22 protein-coding genes are annotated in these 20,581 nt (G+C 41.1%); 11 read left to right on the plus strand and 11 right to left on the minus strand.

Translation table 11 applies throughout. The annotated features are described in order from the left end of the window. Positions 1-112: 112 nt before the first annotated feature. The 3 genes from AC19MV_RS13915 to AC19MV_RS13925 form a co-directional block, all read right to left on the minus strand. Complete coding sequence (locus AC19MV_RS13915) at positions 113-889, minus strand: leucine-rich repeat domain-containing protein (RefSeq protein WP_498308270.1); 777 nt, start codon at positions 887-889, stop codon at positions 113-115. Positions 890-1,099: 210 nt separating this feature from the next. Continuing rightward, positions 1,100-1,246: a hypothetical protein gene (locus AC19MV_RS13920; RefSeq protein WP_498308272.1), complete on the minus strand. Its 147-nt coding sequence runs from the start codon at positions 1,244-1,246 to the stop codon at positions 1,100-1,102. Between the two features lie 394 nt (positions 1,247-1,640). Beyond that, positions 1,641-2,624 carry an FAD:protein FMN transferase gene (locus AC19MV_RS13925; protein ID WP_498308273.1) on the minus strand — a complete coding sequence of 328 codons (984 nt, stop codon included), beginning with the start codon at positions 2,622-2,624 and terminating at the stop codon, positions 1,641-1,643. Positions 2,625-2,789: 165 nt separating this feature from the next. Here AC19MV_RS13925 and AC19MV_RS13930 point away from each other — a divergent pair, with 165 nt between their 5' ends. Further along, positions 2,790-3,740 (plus strand): 4'-phosphopantetheinyl transferase family protein, encoded by a 951-nt coding sequence (locus tag AC19MV_RS13930; protein ID WP_498308275.1) that lies wholly within the window; start codon positions 2,790-2,792, stop codon positions 3,738-3,740. Positions 3,741-3,806: 66 nt separating this feature from the next. Here the strand turns inward: AC19MV_RS13930 and queF are convergent, their stop codons facing one another. Continuing rightward, on the minus strand, positions 3,807-4,664 hold the full coding sequence (gene queF / locus AC19MV_RS13935) for an NADPH-dependent 7-cyano-7-deazaguanine reductase QueF (protein WP_432401524.1): 858 nt from the start codon (positions 4,662-4,664) through the stop codon (positions 3,807-3,809). Between the two features lie 54 nt (positions 4,665-4,718). Here queF and syd point away from each other — a divergent pair, with 54 nt between their 5' ends. Continuing rightward, positions 4,719-5,369 carry a SecY-interacting protein gene (syd, locus tag AC19MV_RS13940; RefSeq protein WP_498308276.1) on the plus strand — a complete coding sequence of 217 codons (651 nt, stop codon included), beginning with the start codon at positions 4,719-4,721 and terminating at the stop codon, positions 5,367-5,369. Positions 5,370-5,482: 113 nt separating this feature from the next. On the opposite strand, the gene AC19MV_RS13945 is transcribed toward syd, so the two are convergent. Genes AC19MV_RS13945 through AC19MV_RS13955 form a run of 3 tightly spaced genes read right to left on the minus strand, consistent with a single transcriptional unit; the run spans position 5,483 to position 9,333 of the window. Then, positions 5,483-8,203, minus strand: coding sequence for a DEAD/DEAH box helicase (locus AC19MV_RS13945; protein ID WP_498308278.1), 2,721 nt, complete (start codon positions 8,201-8,203; stop codon positions 5,483-5,485). Between the two features lie 8 nt (positions 8,204-8,211). Continuing rightward, positions 8,212-8,985 carry a Zn-ribbon-containing protein gene (locus tag AC19MV_RS13950; RefSeq protein WP_498308280.1) on the minus strand — a complete coding sequence of 258 codons (774 nt, stop codon included), beginning with the start codon at positions 8,983-8,985 and terminating at the stop codon, positions 8,212-8,214. Between the two features lie 3 nt (positions 8,986-8,988). Continuing rightward, entirely contained in the window at positions 8,989-9,333 is a 345-nt protein-coding gene (locus AC19MV_RS13955; protein WP_498308282.1) for a hypothetical protein, read from the minus strand. A gap of 159 nt (positions 9,334-9,492) precedes the next feature. Between AC19MV_RS13955 and AC19MV_RS13960 the strand changes: the two genes are divergently transcribed. Then, complete coding sequence (locus AC19MV_RS13960) at positions 9,493-9,876, plus strand: DUF3192 domain-containing protein (protein ID WP_432401515.1); 384 nt, start codon at positions 9,493-9,495, stop codon at positions 9,874-9,876. A 36-nt stretch (positions 9,877-9,912) separates the two neighbouring features. On the opposite strand, the gene AC19MV_RS13965 is transcribed toward AC19MV_RS13960, so the two are convergent. After that, a complete protein-coding gene (locus AC19MV_RS13965; RefSeq protein WP_432401513.1) occupies positions 9,913-10,143 on the minus strand; it encodes a DUF2789 domain-containing protein in 231 nt (76 codons plus the stop codon). 463 nt (positions 10,144-10,606) lie between these two features. Here AC19MV_RS13965 and AC19MV_RS13970 point away from each other — a divergent pair, with 463 nt between their 5' ends. Then, positions 10,607-11,248: a GNAT family N-acetyltransferase gene (locus AC19MV_RS13970; protein ID WP_498308284.1), complete on the plus strand. Its 642-nt coding sequence runs from the start codon at positions 10,607-10,609 to the stop codon at positions 11,246-11,248. A 97-nt stretch (positions 11,249-11,345) separates the two neighbouring features. Then, positions 11,346-11,669, plus strand: a complete 324-nt coding sequence (locus tag AC19MV_RS13975) for an Mpo1-like protein (protein ID WP_498308285.1) — start codon at positions 11,346-11,348, stop codon at positions 11,667-11,669. A gap of 793 nt (positions 11,670-12,462) precedes the next feature. Here AC19MV_RS13975 and AC19MV_RS13980 read toward each other — a convergent pair. Beyond that, the gene (locus AC19MV_RS13980) at positions 12,463-13,662 is read right to left on the minus strand and encodes an HD-GYP domain-containing protein (protein ID WP_498308287.1); all 1,200 of its coding nucleotides are present in this window, start codon (positions 13,660-13,662) and stop codon (positions 12,463-12,465) included. Positions 13,663-14,742: 1,080 nt separating this feature from the next. Between AC19MV_RS13980 and AC19MV_RS13985 the strand changes: the two genes are divergently transcribed. Further along, positions 14,743-15,015 (plus strand): hypothetical protein, encoded by a 273-nt coding sequence (locus tag AC19MV_RS13985; RefSeq protein WP_498308289.1) that lies wholly within the window; start codon positions 14,743-14,745, stop codon positions 15,013-15,015. A 59-nt stretch (positions 15,016-15,074) separates the two neighbouring features. Further along, complete coding sequence (locus AC19MV_RS13990) at positions 15,075-15,449, plus strand: hypothetical protein (RefSeq protein WP_498308290.1); 375 nt, start codon at positions 15,075-15,077, stop codon at positions 15,447-15,449. 94 nt (positions 15,450-15,543) lie between these two features. Here AC19MV_RS13990 and AC19MV_RS13995 read toward each other — a convergent pair whose 3' ends face one another. Together AC19MV_RS13995 and AC19MV_RS14000 are read right to left on the minus strand one after the other, a co-directional pair. After that, positions 15,544-15,930, minus strand: coding sequence for a DUF3301 domain-containing protein (locus AC19MV_RS13995; RefSeq protein ID WP_188959185.1), 387 nt, complete (start codon positions 15,928-15,930; stop codon positions 15,544-15,546). Then, entirely contained in the window at positions 15,927-16,940 is a 1,014-nt protein-coding gene (locus AC19MV_RS14000; protein ID WP_498308292.1) for a DUF3549 family protein, read from the minus strand. Before AC19MV_RS14000 ends, AC19MV_RS13995 begins: the two co-directional genes overlap by 4 nt. A gap of 87 nt (positions 16,941-17,027) precedes the next feature. Here AC19MV_RS14000 and AC19MV_RS14005 point away from each other — a divergent pair, with 87 nt between their 5' ends. From AC19MV_RS14005 to AC19MV_RS14020, 4 genes are all read left to right on the plus strand, one after another. Continuing rightward, positions 17,028-17,351, plus strand: a complete 324-nt coding sequence (locus AC19MV_RS14005; protein ID WP_498308294.1) for a YqcC family protein — start codon at positions 17,028-17,030, stop codon at positions 17,349-17,351. A 41-nt stretch (positions 17,352-17,392) separates the two neighbouring features. Next, positions 17,393-18,268, plus strand: a complete 876-nt coding sequence (truC, locus tag AC19MV_RS14010; protein ID WP_498308296.1) for a tRNA pseudouridine(65) synthase TruC — start codon at positions 17,393-17,395, stop codon at positions 18,266-18,268. Between the two features lie 390 nt (positions 18,269-18,658). Next, positions 18,659-19,123, plus strand: a complete 465-nt coding sequence (locus AC19MV_RS14015; protein ID WP_498308298.1) for a flavodoxin — start codon at positions 18,659-18,661, stop codon at positions 19,121-19,123. After that, positions 19,075-20,553, plus strand: a complete 1,479-nt coding sequence (locus tag AC19MV_RS14020) for a PTS transporter subunit EIIC (protein ID WP_498308300.1) — start codon at positions 19,075-19,077, stop codon at positions 20,551-20,553. The genes AC19MV_RS14015 and AC19MV_RS14020 overlap by 49 nt, the downstream gene beginning before the upstream one ends. The last annotated feature ends 28 nt before the right edge of the window (positions 20,554-20,581 follow it).

Below are 20,581 nucleotides of genomic sequence, written 5' to 3' on the forward strand. Positions count from 1 at the left end.
GTCACGCTTTATTCAAGCGTGACTAAAGTAGCTTTCAATTACTCATGATTCGATGATTGTCTCCACAACACTTAGTCCCTTAGTGAAGCGTTAAGTGTCAGACAATCAGCATTCAGTCAGTCCGTTCGTTTTTCTGATTAATAAATGCCTGTATATCGCCTTCATCAGACAATGTTTTCCAATTCAAATTCAGCTCAGTCACCGACACTCCACGCAAAGCACCGTATTCTTCTTTTGACAGATACTCGCCAATAGTCAGTTCGGTTAAATGGGTTAACTCAGACAACCTGCTGTAATCTGTTATGTGGGTCCCTATTAACTTTAAACACCAAAGTAGTTTGAGTGTGGACAGCCCATTCAAATCAGAAATTTCAGTTCGTTCTAAGTTAAGGTTTCTTAAATCAAGAAGACTTGATAACAGGCGACAATCGTTGAAATCTGTATGACTCAAATCGAGTAGCATTAAAGAGTTTAATCTGGCTAATGGCGTAAAATCCTTGATAGGACAAGCCGTTAATTTAAGCCTCTGTAGATTAGGCTTATCAATAAGCGCTTCGATATTCGTAATCAGGCAATAACTCGCCTCTAAATTCTTTAGCTTCACCAGCGACGTTAAGGGTGAAATGTCATCCACCTCCGTCTGCTGTAGTTGTAGTTCTTCTAGCTCTGTTAATCGCTCAATAGGCGAAAGGTCTTTCACCGCAGATCGGCTTAACCGAAGTACTTTTAATTGTCGACAGTTCGCAATTGGTGATAGATCGACCACGGCGGTATCTTCTAAATACAAGCGTTCCATTTTTGTGAAGCCGCTCAATACGGACAAATCTGAAAAGTTTACCTGCCCAGATAAATTGATGGTTTCTTTATCTCTAATCTTTCTTGGTGACATGTTAAAATCCTATTGTCAGGCTTTTGACTCTATTTAATACCGCTATTCTATGGTGAAGAAACTTGCCTATGCTGTATCAATTTTTATAGAGGCTATTCAATTTTTATTTATAAACGCGTCATAAATAATAAAAAAGCCTTAAAGGGCAAAGACATCATGTATTCTGCTCTCTTTGGATAAATGAAAGTAGGCTAAATTAACCGTATCAATTTAACTCACAGCAAAATCAGGCTGGTACTCCATACCTAGCTTGTCATCTGTCGCTTTTACAAAAATAATATCGGTATAGTTCTTTTCCCGAAGAAAATCGACCACCCGTTGATGACAATAGAGATGAGGAGTATCTATATTGGCCATTTTAAACACTAACCGTTGATCTTTTCTATAATTAACAATCAATTAAAAATGGCCATATATGGACGCTCCCGGTGAGTCAAGATAATACTCTGCTCACCGAAGGCTTTTTGGCCTTAGTTTTTTGTACAACATTCTCACTCTTATCGTTGCTTTCGATGTGCTCATTTACCGCTAGAAGCGGTTGTACTGCCCTGATGTTAATAAAGGGCAAACTTAACAGTCATGCTGCGCCGCTATTTAAATTAGCACCACTTTGCCAGTCAATTGAAACACTCATGCGTATTAGGCTATTTCTATCCTAATCCGTGAGCTGACCGATATCGGTTTTGTAACAGTCATTATGATGTTGGCAACATCATAATGCTTGCCACCACGACGAGAAGATTGTTAATCATCAATCTTGTTGTAACCCTGTTGATACATGCAGGGTTTGTTGGTTATCGATAATGATGGCTTCGTATTCAGGTAACTCATTGATTAGCGCCATACCTTGTTGTAATCCCATCACAAAAATGGCGGTGGAGAGGGCGTCTACGTAAGTTGGGTTTTTACCAATAATCGATACACTCACCACATTGCGGGCGGAGTCGCCAGTTTTGGGATTAATGATGTGATGATAACGCACGCCATCTTCGATGAAGTAACGCTCATAATCGCCAGATGTGGATATCGATTCGTTACTAAGAGGTAATTGCACCGCGGTTTTTTCTTCGGCGCGAGGGTGTTTAATGCCAACAAACCACGGGCGACCGATACGATCGCCAAGTAACGTGGTGTCGCCGCCAGCGCTAATGAGTGCATGCTCAATGCCGGCATTTTTAAGAATGGCGATACAGTTTTTAACCGCATGGCCTTTGGCGATCCCGCCTAAATCAATTTTAACATCAGCATCGGTAAATTTAACGGATAAGCTAGGTTTATCTAAGATAACCGTTTGATAATTAATGGCGGTTAGCGCCTGTTTGATTGCGGCTTGATTGGGTTTTTGATGCTTGCGGTAATCGTATTGATAACCGATAGAGGCATAGGTGATGTCAAACGTCCCATGGGTTAATACTGCAATGTCGTGCGCATCGGTGAGTAAATCAAACAATTCCTGGCTAACAATAACAGGGCGGCTGGCCGCATCACGGTTAATCACGCTCAGTGCACTGGTGGCGATATAAGGGCTCATGGTTTGATCAATGCGTTGCATTTCTTGTTCAACCGCCACTATGAGTTTATCTGCTGTTGTTTGGACTGCGCCATCATCTAACCAAAATTCAACATGGGCGAGGGTTCCCATGACATGGAAGCTCTTTTGGTGCCACTGGGCAAAGGCCGAGTGCGAATTAAATGCAAACAACATGATGACAATAACGGCGCTGAATTTACCCATGAATCGTTTGTTTCCTGTAAGACGGTAGCGCTGATTGTTGATTAAATGGCTGTAATCGGCAACCGCTATGATGAAAATAAGTGCTTAATCGACAAATTACTCGCTGCGTTGCCCATATTACGGTAATTTAACCTTATTATTGTCTATTCGAGTCTTGTTGTTTTAATGCCCATTATTGCCGATATCAATCAATTCATATCATCCATAAAGCCGCATATTTACTTTGTGCCACTTGATGCAGAACTTGCCCCTGTAGACTTTGATTCTGGATTAGCCCTGGGTTGGCTAAGCAATGATGAAGAGGCAAAAGTTGCCCGTTATAAAAGCCTGTCGGCGCGTAATAATGCCCTGCAAGTTAGACTGGCACTAAGAGCAATATTATCGCGCCACAGCGATGTTGAGCCTGCACAGTGGCAGTTTATTTATGGTGCTAAAGGCAAACCGGCATTAAGCCATGATTTATGTGCGCAAACGGGATTACATTTTAATTTAAGTCACAGTGGCCAGTGGTTAATGATTGGTGTGATTGAAGCTACGAGCTGTCAGCATAACGTTAACCCTACGTCTGAGCGTAGTGTTGAGTTAACCCAAAGCACTCAATCTGAGCTTCTTCCCTCTCTGTGTTTTGGCGTCGATATTGAGCGTGAGCGCAGCAGTACCGATATTGTACCAATTTTAAATCACTATTTTACTCAAACAGAAACCGACACATTGTTGCAGTTACCCATTGAGCAGCAGCGGCAACGTTTCTTTGATTTATGGGCGGTAAAAGAGTCTTACATTAAAGCGCGTGGGCTAGGTTTAGCCTTGTCACTTAAATCCTTTGCCGTTGATTTTAGTGAGTTGAATGAAGGGCATGTGCAATTGCAGGGCAAGGATGAGCAATCTATTTTTTTACATCAAGGGGTTAAGCTTAACTTTACCGATATTGAAGACATTGCCAATACGATGACATGGCAAACGCAACTGGGCCGGCTTGATCAGCAATATCGTTTTGCCATCACTTTAGGCGTAAATAAACAAGATATTGGGCTAGGGTCGACTAATGCTGAGTGCAGCGATAGTGCGTTAACGGTTTATCAATTGTCGCTGATACAATTGTTGGCAGATGCTTAGGTTTAAAGACAAAAAAGCCAATCGATGATGATTGGCTTTTAACGTTTTACGTTAGCGCTTTAGTCTTTACTGTCTCGCGAGACGGTTAGATTCTGGCGGGTTTTCAAAGTCACTGCGGTATGGGTTAATGTCTAAACCGCCGCGACGAGTGTAACGCGCATACACTGTTAACTTAGTGCACTGGCAGTATTTTTTTAAGTCGACAAAAATACGCTCAACACACTGCTCGTGAAATTCATTATGCTGACGGAAAGAAATCAAATAACGCAGCAGTTTTTCACGATCAATTTTAGGGCCTTGATAGCGGATCATCACACTGCCCCAATCTGGCTGGGAGGTGATTAAGCAATTAGACTTTAATAAGTTTGAATTCAACGTTTCTGCGACATTTTTGTCAGGGTCTGTGCTGTCCACTAAATGATCGGGATTAAACTCGTACTCAGTCACTTCTATGTCTAAATCGTCAATGCACGTGCCGGGTAAATCGACAATACGTTCAAGATTAAAGTGCTTAGGTTCGATAACCTTTGCTGTCACTTCACCTTCAGCGCAAGCAGCTAAGTCGCGACTTAATGTGTCTTGTACGTTTTCAACACTATCAAATTTAGTTTGGTTAAAACTGTTTAGGTACAGCTTGAACGATTTAGACTCAATTAAATTTTTGCTGTTGATATCAAGTTGAACTTCTAACAAGGCCACAACAGGCTTGCCCTTGGCATTCAGCCAAGACAATTCATAGCCTGTCCAAATGTCAGTGCCATGGAATGGGAGATCACCACTTAATGCAATTGCATCTCGATTAAGTTTGCGTGGAACCCCTTGCAGCAGTGACGCGTCATACTCAGCCTGATAAACAGTCGCATGGCCTAGTGTTAGGCCTTTAAGAGCCTCTGCATCACTATAAGGGTCGTGATTGTGTGTCATCTAATCGGTTTCCGTGTCAAAATATCGTTTTATTATAAACTACGAGTGGCTTAAGTGTCTTGTTCATCTGCATTAGATTGCTTTATAAAAAATTATCTTAAATCTTATCAAGATACGCTATCTGAATTTCCGCGCTATTATCCTTTGGGCGAAGATTCAATATGTATTCAAGGGACATTGAATGCGGACACTGATGATACTGTGTTTTGGCAACCGGTAAAACGTGATGTTGCCGCTGATTTTAGTAACGTAGAGCATGCATTAAATATTCAATTACACCAAGATATTCATGCATTTTATGGCGAGTATTTTTCTGCGCCATTGCAGTTTACTGCGTCTTTTGGTGATGGTGAATTATTGCAAGTGTGGAATCAAGATGACTTTGAAATTTTGCAACAAAATGTAATTGGTCATTTAATGATGAAGCAAAAGCTGAAACAACCGGCAACCTGGTTTATCGGTGTGCTAGGTGATGGCGACGAAATGCTCACCGTTAACAACGACGATGGCAGCGTGTGGATTGAAATCCCAGGTGAAAAGCAGCGCACTAAATTAGCCGAATCATTAACTGCGTTTTTAGAGCAAATATCACCGATGATTAAACCGCCATTAAAACCCGTTGAGGAATTATCTCATACGGTCGATCATCCTGGCATTTGGCATCGCATTAAAACCATGTGGGATTATTTGTTACGTAAAAGGTAATCTCATCCAGCATTGAAGTGCCAATTTATGGTGCTTTAATGCGTTCATAGCGTTCAAACACGAGCATTCAAGCTCGAGGATTCAAATACTTATCTTCCTCGTAACATCCGCTTTTATGCTTCGCTTAGGTTATTGACTCTACATTCTAGTGTTTGGGTGATTTTATCTATACATGCTTGTTTATTAATAACCCACAATCCATAGCTTATTGGTAACACGTCAACACCGGCCCGCTTAAACAGCTTGTATGTTGTTAACTCAAAAAAGTGAGCCCAAGGCCCAGGAAAACCAATAAGATCAATCGCAAGGTATTTGTCTGCGAAACGACACAAGAGGTCTATCTCTGTGCCTGCAATGGCATATCCAGGCCAAGTATCAATATTGTACTGTGTTAATGCCTCACTCAGTTCTTGTTGAAATGAGTCTATTTTTGAAGTCACGCAGTGTTTGGCATTAAAGGCCGTAATAGAAACAACATATTGGCGCAATAGGTAGTGTTCAGGCAGTAACGTGTCGTCAATAGACAAATAGATCAACTGCTTTTGACGTGCCCTGGTAATGGTGACGTTAAACACATCCGCTTTATTTAAATACGCGGCCGCACGTTTACTGTCGTTATCAATCGCAAATGAAATCAGCATGATATCCCGCTCTTCGCCTTGAAACCCAAACGGCGTGGCTGCGCGTATGTTGTGTTTAATGACATCTGTTTGAGGGATCTGTTGCTCAATCAATGTGGCGATATATTCAGCCTGTGCGCTAAAAGGCGAGATAACCCCAATACTGTGAGTAATGCCTGTTTGGGCATCTTGTGTTATTTGATGTTGGATTTCTGCTAATAAACTTTGTGCTTCTAATGTGTTAACGCCTGCTGCGTCACGCGTACCCGCCACACGGTGGAGGTGTAAATTTCCTGAACGGGTGCACGGCCGATGTTGCATGATTTTTAATTTAGATTGATAAAAAGACTGGTTACTAAAATGAATAAGCTCTGGCTTACTTCTAAAGTGTTCATCTAAAAATGCCAACTCTTGTGCGCTAGCTAATGTTTTTAGTGCTAAATCTAAAATGGAGTTATCTCGATAACTGATGGCACCTGAGCTGTTATCAGGTACATTATTTTTGGCAAGCAATTGAGTTTGCTTGCTTCTGGCTAAAAAGGAATAGTGCGTTAATTGTTTGGTGTCACCGACAATCAATACACGTTTTGCGCGATACAGCGCAGGTAAACAACTGCTAATGTTACACTGTGTTGCCTCGTCAATAATCACTAAATCAAACATTTCGCGATTCAGTGGCAATACTCTGTGTAGGCTGTTTAAGCTGGCGAGCCAGATGGGAAAGGCGGCAAATAGGGTGGCGTATTCAATTTTTTCAAATAACGCGAGTTGTTTGCTGGACGTTCTACTGCGAATCGCTTGATTAAAGGCCTGTAGCGATTTGCGGTGCTGATTAACTAATGTGTTTACGTTATTCTTTTTTAGTGCATTAAGATATTCAGCTGCCAGTGTTTCACGGGTAACGGTGTGTTGATTGATGGTGTTTAACGCATCCCATTGATGATGCCACTGGTTTATTGAGCCTTGAGTAAAAAACAAATAAACCCGTTTTAACCATGTGGATTGTCGAGCTTGTAGTTGATGGAGGCGCAACCCTCGGCGAATAGACTTGCGACTGAACGCCATAAAACGTTTTTCCAGTTTTACCAGTAACCGTTGCAACTTATTCAGTTCGTCTTCACATGCTTGCGGGCTTTGACTTAAGTCATCGGTAAAATATCCCGCGAGTAAGTCTGCGGTATAGTCTTTTAATTGTTTTAAAAATGCTTTTTGTCCTGCACGAATTGACACTTCGCCCAAGTTAAAATTACGAGCCAATTTATCAGCAACCACATCAAGGGCGACATCATTATTGGCCACAATAAGCACCGACTCTCCGCGTGCCATATGTTCGGCAGCAACTGCCGCTATGGTGTAGCTTTTACCCGTTCCTGGCGGCCCCGATACGCAGCCTAAATCGGCATTGGCAGCGATATGAATCACTTTCTTTTGTGGCGTAGATAATAATCCGGGTAAAAAATCATATTTTAGCGTGGGTTCTCTGAGCTTTACAGCCTGATTTGCAAACGTATGGTTAAACAGCTTACAAATGGGGGCTGATTGTTCATTAGCGCTAATGATACTTTCTAATTCGTGAAGTACGCCGCGACTGCTCGATGACCGCTCCACAAAAAGTAGCATCGAAATAGGCAGTAGGCGGGGTACTTTTTGGGTTAACGCTTTTTTAATGTCTTGGTGTTTGGCAAGTGTTGGATAATTCAGTAATTCAAGTGAATGGATATCAATGTGATTACGGCTAAAGTATGAGGTCCAAAAAGACGGTGAATGTATGTCTTCATTGATGAGATCTTCTGAAAGCGCATTGTCTTCTGGCAGCAATTGTTGCAGCAGGGCTTCATTGATTTCAGTGTCTTCAGTTTGGGCCGAAAAATAGAAGTTATTGTTTTCTTGCTCAATGGTGGCTTCGTTAAACAGCAGTGGTGATACAACTGTTTTGAGCTCACCTTTAATCGTCACTTTACCGACAAATAAGAATCGTGCATACAGCAGTATTCTTTCCCTTTGATACATTGCAACTCGTTTAAGCATGGGCTCGGCAAATTCTTGCGGGATGGGTAAGCGAGGTAAAAAACCTGTGCCTAATTCATCTTGCCCTTCAAGAATGAAACGATCTTCTTGTTTAAACTTGTTCACATTCCAAAGATTGATAGAGGCGCTATCTTCTTTATAACAATCTTTGTAGTAGGAAATAATCTGCTGATAACTCAATGGCACAATTCCATTTATTGATGATCCCAAGATAAGTTAGACACAATACGGCAAGGCTCGCACCTAAAGTGAAACATGTCTAATAACGGTTGTTCGAGCTTCCATTCATGTGAGCCGCAGCGCGGGCAAGGGCGGGTTAATTCTGCTTGTAATGATTCGCCGCCCACGCGATATAAATAATAATAAGTGGGTATCTTAGTTAGGTATTCTATCCGCCCACGTAAATCCCAACCCCGTCTAAACAGGTCACTGTCTGCCCGAGTGATTTCATCTAATGCCGCGAATTCTGCTTTGGTGGCTGCAGCCATTTGCAGTTCATCGCAGGCTTGCCATTCTGTTTGCCATTTTATGATGCGCTTATGATCACCATTAAACGTTGCAGGCAGTTGATAAAGCGGGATAGGTAATAAGTTGTCACCATTGCGCAGTGGCGAGCACATGTGAACATAACTGGTATACAACAGTTGCCATGAAGGTGCGTCAGTGTTGCTGACTTCTGAGTTAATGTCTTGGCCTATCAATTTTTCTCTTGGTGCCAATAATTTAGCTGCAGTTAACCCCGCTAACGTCACTTTTACCCAAGGGCTATTATAACGATTCGATAAGCTGGTTTTTTCAGGTAACAACAAGCGAACTCTAAATTCACCATCGTTAAAAGCCACTGCAAACTCGCGTCCTAAAATTTGACCATTGGCGCGTAGGGCTTCTAATAATCCATTAATGGCTTTTTCTGCTGCATCAATAGTGGTGTCGGCAAAGCATTCAAAGCGAAGTTCTGTAACAAACATGGATTACGGTGCCTTATTTTCAGTGATGGTTACGACTTGTTGTTCTAATTCGCAGACTCTGTTAGTGAGTAAATCGATATGCTGTTGCATGGCGTCTATTTGTAATTGCAGCTTAGCGATAGGGTCTGCTGGTACGGTAGAGGATTGATCTTGTGCCGGGATATCGGCTAATTCAGGTAAGTTTTGCCATTCTGATTTCGGCAATGCTTTAAATTGCTGCAAGCCTTGGATCAATATCGGCATTGCAAAGCGATTGCCTAAACGACTTTTGATTAACGCTAAACTTGGAGTATGGCCATTGTTTGCTATCACTTTTGCAGCAGCAAGCACTTGTTCAATTGGACTCATTGTTGGTTAAATTCCTTCATTATATGTAGCAATATTCACTAATTAATTTTTTATTACATTAGAAATCATTTTAAATCAGTGTATTAGGTTTTGGCATGATTTTAGCTACAAGGATCTGTAATAACAATGCGGATTATATTTTAACAAAAAGGATGCAACATGAAATCAAAACTTATTGCGGCAAGTGTCGTAGCGCTAATGTCAGTAGGATTAAGCGGCTGTGTGATTAGCGTAGGCGATCATGAATCAGGTAAAAGCCACGAGTATTGGGAAAAACAACAAGATAAAAATCGTGCTTTATTGGCTAACCTTGCACTCGGCATGACCAGCGAGCAAGTGGTGACATTAATGGGCACTGCCGATTTTAGTGAAGCATATTCAAAAAACAATTCAGCCAATACAGACCAGGCAATAAAAGTCTTATTTTATCGCACTCAATGGGCTAAAGGTGACGGTAAAACCACTAAAGATGAGTGCACCCCAATAGTCTTTAGAGACAATACCTTAGTTGGCTGGGGTGACACTGCTTTAGGGCAAATTTAAGCTGGTTTGAATCGGTCTGTTATTGTAAGAGTTCGGTTAACCTCTCATCATTACGTCCAATTGGTCGATAACTTCAGACCATTGGGCGTCTTCCATTAAGGCTTCTTTTATAAATGCCCGTTGACTTTGATTCCAACATTGGGCGTCAATCAACAGGGTGTGTGCGGCTAATTTGTTTCGGCTAACAAACTCATTAATATCTTGCTGTGAGTGCGCTAATCCGAGCTGCTGGAATAAGTGGCTTAAATCATTTTCTGTCGTATCCATTGAGACAACTCCTTTATATGACCCGTTAGAATTTCCAGTATTAATCTTCGATACCCAAATTGCAAAGAACTAATCAATAAAGCTATTTATTGATTATATACCCAATCAACTTGAAGATACGTGTTTCAGAGCTTCACTGTGTTTTCAATACTAGACACCTTATAAATTAGCGCAACAACGCTCTTTATTCAATAATCAGGGGGACACGGTGAAGCTCCCAAAGGGCAAGTTTGACACGCGTTTATGCTGCGTTATTGATTTTGGAAAGGGAATGACCATTACCCACAATCAATGCCTTGCCTAAACGCGTGTCAATTCTTGCTGAAATCGAACACCTTCAGGTTGTTTGGATATAAAAGTAAACCGTATTTGTTGATTGTTTCAATCTTGTTAACTTGCTAAGTTATTCACTTGTTAACTGAACAAGTTAAGCAAATGAGTCATCAAACAAGGAATAACAATAATGGATAACCCTACCTTGGAAACCCTACGTGCAGTGTATTTAACAGCTGAAGACTTACGTGTGGCGGCGTCAATTTTGTATAACGCATACCATGACGACCCCTATTTTATTGATGTTTTGGGGCAGCAAGATCAAGCGCAATATGAACAAAAACTGCGTGCAGCTATTCGCGAAGAACTCAATGAGCTGTGGCAACAAGAACAACCCTTAATTGGCTTATTTGATGATGAACGGCTCATTGGTGTTGCCTGCGTCATTACCCAACAAGTGCCATTAGGTGAAGCGCGATATTGGCATTGGCGTTTAAAGATGGTGTTAGGAACCGGTTGGAAATCAACCCAGGGCCTAATGGAAAAAGAGAACTGTATTTTGGAACATTTGCCTTCTGACAAATGTGGCATCTTACAATTTATTGCCCTAGCGCCCAATGAGCAAAATAAAGGCTATGGTGCAAGGTTAATTCAAGCGGTATTAAGTTGGTGTGATGAACAGCCTAAGCTTGATGGTATTGGTGTATTTGTTACTCATCCTAAACATCATGCTGTGTTTGTCCAGCAAGGGTTTAGCAGTATTGCTGAGGTCAATATTGGCAAGGTTGATGGCGAGATTTTATTTTATAACAAACTAGACGGATCGACTTAACCTTAGGATGACATGAGTGCGTAACTTCATTAAGTTAAGCGTTCATCAAATCTTATGTTTTTTGCCGTGCCAACATTAACACATTATGGAGCAGGTCATGCAGGCCAAACGTTACAGTTCTTTTGCAGAGTTTTATCCATTTTACCTGTCGCAACATCAAGACCCTGTATGCCGCAGGTTACATTACATCGGCAGCAGTATTATTGTTGTGATTATTATAAATACACTGATAAATCAACATTGGTGGCAATTACTGCTTTTACCTGTCGTGGGGTATGGGTTTGCTTGGTTAGGCCATTTTATGTTTGAAAAAAATCGTCCTGCGACATTTACCTATCCGCTGTACAGTTTATGGGCAGATTGGGTGATGTTTGGGCAAATGTTAAAACGCCAGTGGCGTAACGTTATTGGGGCAAAATAGAGCCTAGCTCACACGCTTGTAAGCATTATCCTACATTGATGTAGGCATTCTTATCTGAAGTTGTGAGTGTTAATCGGGTGTAAAAATTAAAATGCGTTTATAAACAGTTGCTTGTTATATTTTGGTTGTTTTTTGTTATGTGAAAGTTTTGTTTCAGTCGGTTTTAGTGACTTTTCATGCAATGCTTTTTAGCTAGAATGTACCCATCGAAAGCGAATAATTAACTGGGTTTTCTTAGGATGAGAAACAAAGGTTAAATAGCTGAGATTTGAAATCAATTGTTAAGTCGACTTTCAAAGTCGATTGTTCAAGTAGTTTCTCGAAGCAGATTCTCGAAATAGATTGTTAGTAAAGATTTTCAAGGATGATAGTAGGACACGCCCAAGGACATAGGGCATAAGCTCGGCAAATGGATAGCCGAATCATGGAAGGGTGAAGCGAAAGCGACACAAGGATGAAAGGATAGGACTGCAGGATGCAGCATGGATGACTCAACGGATTGAATGCTCAGTCAATGGATAGGCTGTTCAATGGAATGACACTCATAAGATGCTTTGATTATATTCGTATAAACAAGGGTCATGGAAATGAGCAAAAAGGAAACGGACTGCTAGGATGCATGTTTACATGGACGGCGCAGGGAGCACATTTCAGTAGGATGCTGACAAAAGTGTTACGGGCACAACCTTATAACTTAAGGTTGTGCCTTTTTGCTTTTTACGTTGCTAGTATTGTTGAGATTGAATTTTATTAAGTTGGCTCAATACATACTCTATGCGAATGTTTTTGCTACTCAATAAAATGAAGATGGATCTATATCTAGGCTACTTGGCGATATTCCTCGTTCAATATTGAGGTCACACTTTAATAAATCAACCATCTTAATATCAATGTAACGTTTATGTTTGAGTGAATAGAAACACTTTACAATGGGTTGAAGTACATTTCGGCCTTTTGCTTCCCATACAATACCGACACGTTCATCGGACAGCACAACTAATGAGCCAACCGGATAGACTCCAATACAGCGTATAAACTCATAAACTAGCTCTTGATCCAAGTGAAATGGCGTTAAGCTCATAAGGATTTTAAATGAGGCTGCAGGGCTCATCGCCTCTTTATAGGTTCGTGTTGCAGTTAATGCATCATAGATGTCAATAATACAACTCATTCTTCCATGTACTGGGATTTCATCTCCCTTCAATCCTTTTGGGTAGCCACGTCCATCGATTTTTTCGTGGTGCATCAAACACACATCTTTGCTTATTTGTGACAAACCCTTAGTGTCTTCCATTATTTCAATTGCGAAAACCTGGTGCAATTTCATATGTTCGAGTTCTTCAGGTGTTAACTTTCCTGGTTTATGAAGAATATGATCATCGATTCTTATTTTGCCGATATCATGCAGGATGCCTCCAATAGCCAGTTGCCTAAGAATGTCGATATCCAATTTGAGATGATGCCCAAAAGTAACAAGCAAAAATGCGACGTTTATAGCATGCTCCAGTAAATAAGCATCTTTAGTCCGCAGCGCTAATACACATTGAAAAGCGTCTTCATTGGTCAAAACAGATTCAATCATATTGTTGATAATATGATCGAACTGATTAACGTTAATATCTTTACCTTCATAGGTATCAGATAAAAACTTCTGAATTAAACTTTTTGCTTCAGCTAGCAGTTTTTTAGCTTGGATCTGCTGGCTTGCTCTTGTTGTGGTGGGTTTTCGAGCTAGTGGATTTGATAAGGAATTTGATTTGTCTCGCGGCTTTAAGCCACAATGATTTGATGAACGCTTAATATCTACCCAGACACGTAATACATTGCTATTTTTGAGTGTTAATATTGCATCTTGGTATTTTAATTGGCCAGGGTTTCGGATCTCGATCTTGCTTTGGTCGCGATCAATCGCGGTAATGAACATGCCAATGGTTAGTTGATCGATAGGGATTATAATGACATTGCTGACATCATCTATTTCGGAATTATTCAAGCCTATTCCCCCTCCTTACTAGTACGCAATACGTTGTTAACATTTTGTTACATGTTAACACGGTTACTTATTTATCTCTATTCGTAGATTGACATGAGCGGAGTTATCTATGGTAGCCGCTTTACCCTTTAATGATTTTAATTGCGATGGTGCCAGGGCATGCCAATAAATATAAGCGTGATAATGACAACTTAGCTTTTATATCATTCTCGCAGACAAACAACTTCATCTACCATCACAAAAAAGGCACTTGGTGTGCAATATCACTGTTATTACCCTTTCAATGTCTAGAATGTAGCTTAAATGTTAACTAGATATTACCTGTTTTGCTCGCTCTCTTGTAAGAGATATCGCACAAGGAGTGTGAGACTAATCACTTTATTATTGAGAAAATAAACCACGAAAATCCTAACTCACTCATTATTAATGATTTAATTTATTATGCAATCTCGGTGGTGTTTTATTCATTAAGAGGTATCTGTTTACGTAGAGGTAAATGAATTATTATTTGTCTCGTTCCTAGGACGGGGACATTTCAAGGAAGTTAGCTGGTCATGATGACCCAATGTAAACGGATGTTATGGACGAATTACAGTTTCAGGATGAAACGCAAAACACGTTATAAGCTTTAAGTGAACAACGGGTTTTAAACATTATTAGGATGATAATGTTGCAGGATGCAAAATACTCAGCAAATGATTTGCTACAGGATAGGTAAAAATTTCATGGATGATATAAGGACACGCTTAGGATTGAGCAGGCTCGGTCAATGGATAATCGAGTAAGAAGGAAAGTACGTAAGTACACGGATCATCATGGAATGACCAAGGATTGAGCAGGATGCAAGTTAGACGCATGGATGGTGCAGGGAGCACTTAAATAGCGGGAAAGCTTAACAAGAGATATAAAGGCCGCGACATTTACTGTCGCGGCCTTTCTTTTGGCTTTTTTCAGGGTGATGGAACTTTGTAGTGATATGTTGTCCAATTGTAAAGTGCCGATGTGGGTGATTTAAATCTATGGTTTAAGCACCTCATTTGATTACACAATAGCTAATTCATCATTGTACAAGGAGATAGCATGAAAGGGTTTCAAATTGCACTACTGATAGGGTTTTCATTGGTTTGCTATCACGCCAATGCACAGGTGAGCGAAGAGCAACAACAATGGGTTGAGCAAGCGTTAAACGATCTCAATAGTAATAATGACCATACCAAGGTGCTTTGGCAGTATTCACAGCAAACAGTGATGCCAGACATGACACGTATTGAACAATTCAATGCATCCTTACCTGAGGCAGAACGTTGGCGTTTGGTGTCTGAAATGGCGATGCTCCGAGTAAAGCGCGCTTAACTGAATACCGAGAACGTCTACAAGAGCTGGAGAAAGATAAAGATGAGACTAGCTATGAATTGGCGTTTTCTGATTTAATTGATTTGTCGACATTGGTTTTTGTCGGCGAGGATGACATAAATCTGTCATTCACATTTACACCCAGTATTGATGAGCTAGACAATAACGCATTAGCGGGCGTGCTTTATTTAGATAAAACATCCAAGCATTTACGTAAAATTCTCATCAGTAATACCGACGAGTTAAACCCTGCATTTTCAGTTACCCTGACTACATTTGAACTTGAATTACGTTTTGATGTGTTTGAGGGACTTGTGATGCCAGCCCACACGTCAACGACCATTAGCGGGACAGCGGCAATTTTTAAGTCGCTCGACAGTATTCAAACTGTGACGTACAGCGATTACAAAGTGCTTAATAAACCACAAACTTAATGGTGATACCACTCAATAAAAAACGCTATTTTTTGCAAAATAGCGTTTTTTTATATTCATTTTTAGTTCAGTTGTTCAAAAAGTAGAACGGCTTTTAATGACATTTACCTGAGTCGCAACTTTTACTGCTGCCGCATCCACCAAATTTACCGCTTGCGGTAGGAGACTCCATCCATTCTGGTTCAGGAAAAATTGGCCATTCAATTTTTTTAGCTCGATTACCGTGCATCATAATATGACCTCGGTATTGGTTAATACCGTCGGTGCTGAATTCAAACATAAAGGTGGCTTTCCAACAAATACCGGTACTGCCTCCAATGCTTGGACGTGCAGACTCCATAGCAATCGCTAATAGTTGCACATTTTGTTTTTTACATGATTGCTCAGCAATGGTTCTGCTCAGTTCGGCCATTTGTCTTAATTGCCAAAAAAATGCGCCAACAACGACTAAAGCAACAAATAATAAAAAATCACTCATCATAGGCTGGTTGCCTTAAATAATCCGCCGATAGCGGTAGCTAATTGAATGCTGCGGTCTGGATGACGTAAATCAGTGAGTAATCCTTGACGTAAGCTAGGTATTGCTACGATATCAGCAAATACCTGGTTAAAGAAGTGTTGTGGTTGTTTTGCCAAAGCTTCTAAATAGTCTTTGCGAGTCGTGTCATCTTTCAATGCCAACCAGTTACGTGCCGCAATGGTAATTAAGTGATTATCGTTTAACAATTGTTGTTCATTTAGCTGCTTAATGGCCGCCATGCTCAATTGCGTATCTGAGGCTAATGCTGCAAGGTACATCACTTTTAAGTCAGCTTCAGCTTGTGATAATCGCTGTAATAATCGCTCAGCTAGCCGTTTATCAATCGTGATATGTTCTAAGCACTGACACAATGCGGCTTGCACCTCAACGGGAGCTTGGTCGAATGCATTAATGATGTCATCAAGATGATCAAATTGATGTGCGCGAACACAAATATCCGCTAAACCTTGTAGGCCTAATTGTTGCCATGTGTCAGCGGGTGCTTGACCTGATAAATATTGGGCGGCAAATTCATATTGGCACGATGCACTTTGGCCAAGTTGCAATCTCACTAAGGCATTAAACAGTGCCAGTTTATTTTGATTGGGTTTAAAACTAAAAGGATGATTCGCTAATTGTTCTTGCTGTTCATCGCTTAATGCTTGGGTTGGATCGCGTCCGAGTGCTTCTAAAATCATTTTGATAAATTGAGTACGCGGAGCAGGTGATAATAAGCCTTGCTCGTCTAACGGTAACTTTACAAACCAAATATAAGGCTGTTGCTGTTGTTGCCAAAATACAATCGCAAATTGCGCGTGCCCTTGAATAGGGTATGGATACGGCGCTAATAAAGAATCGATTTGGTGAAATGCCAACATATCAATGTGCTGAACACGGCGGCCTAAATCATAAATTTGGAACTGGGTATTGGCGGTGGTCAGAAATTGGCTAAGGGTGGTTATTTCGGTCATGGTATCTTCACTAAATCAAACAAGTTGGATGGGTATTCAAGAAGCTAGATGATATCATAAACAGACATTGCCTCGATATTGTCGTTCATGTTTATGCTTTATTTAGCCAGTAAAAACCATTTAATTAAATTAGAACAACTGCTTAAACAGTGTCAGCTTTGGTCTGATACACCTCCTAGTGCAGCCGCTATGGCAAGTCATGCGCCATTTGCTTGCGATACCATGGCATTTGAACAATGGGTGCAGTTTATTTTTATTCCTAAAATGACTGAGCTGATTGCTCTAAAGCATCCATTACCCACCACAATGGCAATCGCCCCTATGGCAGAACAATTGTGGCAAGGTATGCCGCAGCGCAACGTGATTATTGTTCACCTGCAAGCATTTGATGTGTTGCTGAGCCAGCAATAAGTCGCAATTAATTATTATTTTTAGACCTAAGTGATTCTCAGATGAATGCCAAAGAAACGAATGCCAAAATTGCGATAGATAACGATGAGTTATATGACCCGCAATTTGTAGAAGACACAGAAACGTTGATTGATAGCGATGTCGATTCAGACGAGCAACCGCCAAAGATTGAAATATTATTTGAAGATGATCATATTGTGGCGATTCATAAACCGGCAGGATTATTGGTCCATCGCAGTTATTTAGCGCGAAGAGAGCGTTTTTTTGCCATGCAAATGACCCGTGACTTGGTCGGGTGTCATGTCTTTCCTGTACACCGTTTAGACAGACCAACATCTGGGGTTTTGTTGTTTGCAAAATCCAGTGATGTTGCACGTCAGTTGTGCGAACAGTTTGCCGATCACAGCATTAAAAAACAATACTTGGCGATTGTGCGCGGTAATATGCACGAGTCTGGCACTTTAGATTACGCCTTAAAACAAGAGTTTGACGATTTAGGGGACAAACACGTCGACCCTAATAAAGCCGCGCAAGAGGCGGTAACCGATTTTCAGCCGCTGTTGAATACCGAAATACCGTTTAGCTCAGGTCGTTACCCTAGTAGTCGCTATGCGTTAATCCGTTTAAGTCCTCATACTGGCCGTAAACATCAATTACGTCGGCATATGGCGCATTTACGCCATCCTATCGTGGGCGATACAACTCATGGTGATGGTAAGCAGAATAAGTTTTTTAGAGACCACTTTGCCATTAACCGATTATGGCTCATTGCTAAAAGTTTGCAGTTTGTCCATCCGGTGACTCAACAAGCGATGCATATCGAAGCTGAATTAGAGGCTGAGTGGTTAAGTATTTTTGAGGCGTTTGGCTGGGATGATGATCAATTATCGTCAATGCCGAGTATGTTACTGAGCTAATCAATATCATGATGGGATCAGTAATTAAGCAGGGTTGCGTAGTGCTGAAATTACTCCATATGGTCTGCAATTGCCTTCTTCAGCTTTTCGAATTCTGCAATAGGAGGCAACAGTTCGTGATTTTTCTGTTCAATATGGAAATAATAATTACGGCGGATGTGGGCGAATTTATGCTGTAGTTTGAGTTTTCGTTTTCTACTGACTTGTCGCATAGTACTGTTTCCGTAATGTCTTTGTTTACTTAGAGCGCATCAATTATTGCTCTATCTATATTTTACATGCGTTATAAAAGGCACTTGCGAGAACCTTAGCGAATAAAGTAAGTTGTTCACTCTCAACGCATTTTATATCACATTTTATATCGGATTTGATTTAAGGGGATAGTGTACCATGAAAAAGGTCAATGTTGTTTTTGGTACTGTTTATGGTAGTGCTCAATATACTGCCGAAACTGTTACGGGTGCCATTGCAAAATTAGGGTTTACCACTACACTTTGGCAACCTAATGAATTACTTGGTTTTGTGCCACCACAAGATGAGTTGTTACTGGTTGTGTGCTCTACCACCGGGCAAGGTGATATCCCTGAAGATATTGCGCCTTGGTTTAATGAGCTAAAAAATAATGCACCTTATTTACCGTCACTTAAATACAGTTTAATTGGTTTAGGTGACTCAAGTTATGAAACATTTTGCGGTGCAATCAAACAGTTTGATGAATTGTTTATTGAGCTAGGCGCTAAGCCGCTACTCGATAAATTAGAAATTGATGCATGCGAAACAATGGAACCTGAAATTGAAGCAAAAACATGGATAGCCAGTTGGCACAACGCGGTCACATCGGCAAACGCAGCCTAAGATTTTTTACACAACAATGGTTTAAATTTGCACAGCGCTTAAGCCAAGCGCTGTTGATCCCTATTGCTATTTTACCCGCAGCAGGCGTTATGCTTGGTCTTACGGTAAACCCGTTACCGTTTATTCCCTCTGAACTCAATATTGTCCTGTCTGCGGTAGGCAATTTGGTGTTTACCATGATGCCACTGCTGTTTAGCGTTGCCATCGCTATCGGTTTTTGCCGTGATCAGGGGATAGCTGCATTTTCAGCCGTATTTGGTTTTGGCGTGTTTTTATCGACAATGGGGGCGCTAACCGATATTTATGGCTTAGTATCGCGTCCATTATGGGGAATGCAAACCATCGATACCGGGATAGCTGGTGGTATGCTCGTGGGTGGCATCACTTGCCTTGCGGTTAGTTTTAGCCAGCATGTGAAGTTACCTGCCATATTTTCATTTTTTGAGGGCCGTCGAAGCGCACCTATTATCGTTATTCCATTATCCATGATGTTGGCTTATGTGTTAAGTCATGTATGGCCGCCTTTATCTCTCGTGATTGAGCATTTATCCGACTGGGCTGTTTATCAAGATCCCGCTATTGCCTTTGGCGTGTATGGCACCGTAGAGCGCTTGCTCATTCCCTTAGGCTTGCATCATATTTGGAATGCGCCTTTTTATCTCGAAGTGGGTCAATACATTAACGAGGGCACAGTTGTAAGAGGCGAGGTTGCTCGTTACCTGGCTGGCGATCCATTAGCGGGTAATTTGGCCGGCGGTTATTTAATTAAAATGTGGGGATTGCCTGCAGCGGCATTGGCGATTTGGCGCTGTGCAGATAAGTCAGAGCGTAATCGTGTTGCCGGTATTATGCTCTCTGCAGCCACAGCGAGTTGGTTGACAGGGGTCACTGAACCCATTGAATTTGCATTTATGTTTATCGCGCCGTTATTGTTTTTCGTCCATGCTTTACTCACGGGTATTGCCTATAGCGTGTGTATATTATTAGAAGTCCACCACAGTATTGTGTTTTCTCATGGTTTGGTGGATTTCAGTTTGCTCTTTTCTCGTTCAGCCAATACCTATTGGATTTGGGTCCTCGGCCCCATTACAGCCATTATTTACTATGCTCTTTTTCGGGCCAGTATTTTAGCTTTTAACTTAAAAACCCCAGGGCGTATAGAGCAAACCGATGGGGTATCAGAACCCAAAGAAAGCTTGCGAGCGATGATTTCAGCATTAGGTGGCCGCGACAATATTGTTGAAATTAATGCCTGTTTAACCCGTTTACGCATTAGTGTGAATCAAGCAGATTTAATTGATAAAGCCCGTTTAATGCGCTTAGGCGCAAAAGGCGTAGTGGTAATGGGAAAAGGTGTGCAGGTCGTCTATGGCACTAAAGCTGAATCGTTACGTAAATTGCTGCAAAAATATCTCGATTCTCGAAAATAATGTGATGTTAATTAACCACTCTTTGACT

The sequence above is a fragment of the Shewanella sp. MF05913 genome (genome assembly GCF_059758095.1).